Annotated in this window: 3 protein-coding genes; 2 read left to right on the forward strand and 1 reads right to left on the reverse strand. The window is 36.2% G+C overall.

Annotated elements, in window-relative coordinates; all coding sequences use genetic code 11:
• Both WH223_RS09415 and WH223_RS09420 read left to right on the forward strand, forming a co-directional pair.
• Positions 1–486: integrase core domain-containing protein (locus WH223_RS09415; protein ID WP_340047346.1), on the forward strand; the 486-nt coding region annotated here is incomplete at its 5' end.
• Between the two features lie 26 nt (positions 487–512).
• Positions 513–1,196, forward strand: coding sequence for an HNH endonuclease family protein (locus WH223_RS09420; protein ID WP_340047347.1), 684 nt, complete (start codon positions 513–515; stop codon positions 1,194–1,196).
• A gap of 494 nt (positions 1,197–1,690) precedes the next feature.
• Here WH223_RS09420 and WH223_RS09425 read toward each other — a convergent pair whose 3' ends face one another.
• Entirely contained in the window at positions 1,691–1,915 is a 225-nt protein-coding gene (locus WH223_RS09425) for a hypothetical protein (RefSeq protein WP_340047348.1), read from the reverse strand.
• Between the last annotated feature and the right edge of the window lie 734 nt (positions 1,916–2,649).

The raw sequence follows: 2,649 nt of genomic DNA on the forward strand, positions 1-2,649 counted from the left end.
ACAGTCAATGAAACCTGGTCAATTGATTTTATGAGTGACTCTCTGGCTAATGGGCGTAGATTCAGGGTACTAAATGTCATTGATGACTATAACCGGGAATCATTGATAAATGAGGCTTTCTATTCCATACCCGGCGTCAGGTTGGTGCAGAAATTAAAGGAGCTTTTGTTATTTAGACCCAAGCCCAAACGCATAAGAACGGATAATGGACCCGAATTTTTGTCTAAAGTATTTATTGAGTTTTGTCACGATAACGGAATCGGGTTACAGTACATCCAGCCAGGAAAGCCTTCGCAAAATGCTTATATCGAACGAATGAATCGGACATTTAGGGAAGACATATTAGATGCATACTTGTTCGATTCACTGACAGAAGTCAATGCGTTAGCTTATGAATGGCAGATTGACTACAATAGTAATCATCCACATAAATCATTAAACGGATTAAGTCCTTGGTTATATGCTAAGAATCCATTGGTTTCTTAAAGCATATTTTTATATTTATTCACTGTTTGAAAAATGGTAAGTCTTCACACTTTTTGCAAAAAGATTATTCTCGGAAGGATAAGTTAATGACACTTAATCGAATTATTTCATTGATGTTACGTAGGCATATTTGTTCAAGACGTACGTCAGAAAATGATGATATTTTTGCGAATTTATTAAGGTTAGATAATTCTTCTAAAGGGTACATAGCTAATATAGCAGAACAATTAAGAGAGTCTTTTCCTGAAGATGACGAGTTTGTACTTCGATTTCCGACATCTGAATTTAAATTACAGGTTTTGGATAGAGCGAGATATATTTTGGCAGAAATCGAGTACGATGTAACTGGTAGAACAGGAGAGTTGATTATTAGTTCAAATGAGGACGTACATATAGAGCATATTATTCCACAAAAAATTACAACAAAAAAGGCCAAGGATGAGTTTGGCGATTGGGAAACTTATCTTGGAGATAAAGCTAGAATTCATCATAAAACAAAAGTTCATTATATAGGTAATTTGACCTTATTGGCTGGTAGTCTTAACATAACGGCTAGTAATAATCCATTTTCACGGAAGAAGAAAAGTTATAAAGAGTCAAATATAAGTATTACAAATAAGCTAGCAGCCCAAAATGATTTCAAATTTTTTCATGTAGAAAAACGTGGAGGGGATTTAGCGGAAATTGCTAAAAGAATTTGGAAAATTTAACGGTATCTTTATAAGATGTTCAGGTTATACAAATGCAGGGTTAAGCAAGCTCTGCATTTTTTGTTTAATTGAGTTTATGGTTCCATTATTGAAATTAGATTCATGATTAAGCATTTTTTCTAACATATTTTCGCTTTAAGGTTACAAGAAAAAAAGAAGCTCCACACAAAAAAACTGTTAAAACCAATATCGCCCTTTTGGTGAGTTAAGCTAAAAAGGAGGGATAATTACTCTTCAACAAAATAAAGAAATGAAAGTACTATTCAAATACAAATAATGCTTCAATAGGTACTTCAAGCGCTTCGGCAATTTAGTGAATAAGATAGAAAGAGGGCTTCACACCCAAACCTCTTTTACTTGAAGCTAAGACTGATGATAACTATTTTGATTTAGCTTCCATTATTTAGGGAAGCTACCTGTTAATAATTCGATAGTGTTAAAGGGCATACTTATAATACCAATGGCCTGCAGTAATTGCAGGCCTTTGATGTTTTTTAGCGTGTGAAGGCGAAGTAGACAACATAAAACCAACTCAGGATACCATGCAGGACAGCCCACAGGATAGAACGGTTACGATCCCAAGAGGCAACTACAGCAATGGCCGAGCCTAGGCTTATCCCAGATGTGGTAATGGTTTGCGTCGTGTTCGTGACGTATTCTTGTCCGAATACTATTGTCGTTATGGTGACTAAAAATAGTGTAAATATTAATTTTTTCATTATTTGATAGTGTGTTAAGGGTACATGGATGTTAGGGATTAACCGCGTAAGTAAGGGTTTTGTTTGCGTAGCTACCGCATTTTGTTCTTATTGGGGTATTCTTTCATTATTTTATAGGTATTCGACCCCATCGGGGGCGTCTTTTTTTCGATTTTGCTAGGCTATACATATGTCAATCCTCCGGATTGAATTCCTTAAAAAGCCTTACCTAAATAACAATCAACACATTTAAATCATTACCCCAGAGGGGTAACATCTTTATAGAAAAAAGATAATTTATAAAACCGACCCAGCGGGGGCGTATAAACAGAAATGTAAAGGTATATTTCCAAATAATGCTTCGACAGGCTCAGCATGACAGTTTGGATAGGTAGCTACACAACAAAAAGATTTGCTTTGCTAAGAAGAAGGCCTAGGCATTTGCTGCGTAAATCGTAGCGTAGTAAATTCCGCAAGAAGAAAACTCTGTCTGAGCGCAGCGAGTTAGTTTTGTTCCGGAATTTTCAAGAGAAGATAGCAGCCTATGCCAGCCTTGATTTTTGCCAAACTTTTTATCAAGAAAAAGTTTGAAGCCAAGTCCTGGCTAAGGACACGCACTATAATTAATAAAAAGGCTTTAATCAGCGTTGCAAACGCTATTCTCCAGCATCCTCGTTGCAAACGAGGACGATAATAGTGCAGATCAAACTTTCATAATGATGCTTCGACAGGCTCAGCATGACAGTTTGGATAGG

Source organism: Sphingobacterium sp. MYb382 (genome assembly GCF_037572665.1).
Classification (GTDB): domain Bacteria; phylum Bacteroidota; class Bacteroidia; order Sphingobacteriales; family Sphingobacteriaceae; genus Sphingobacterium.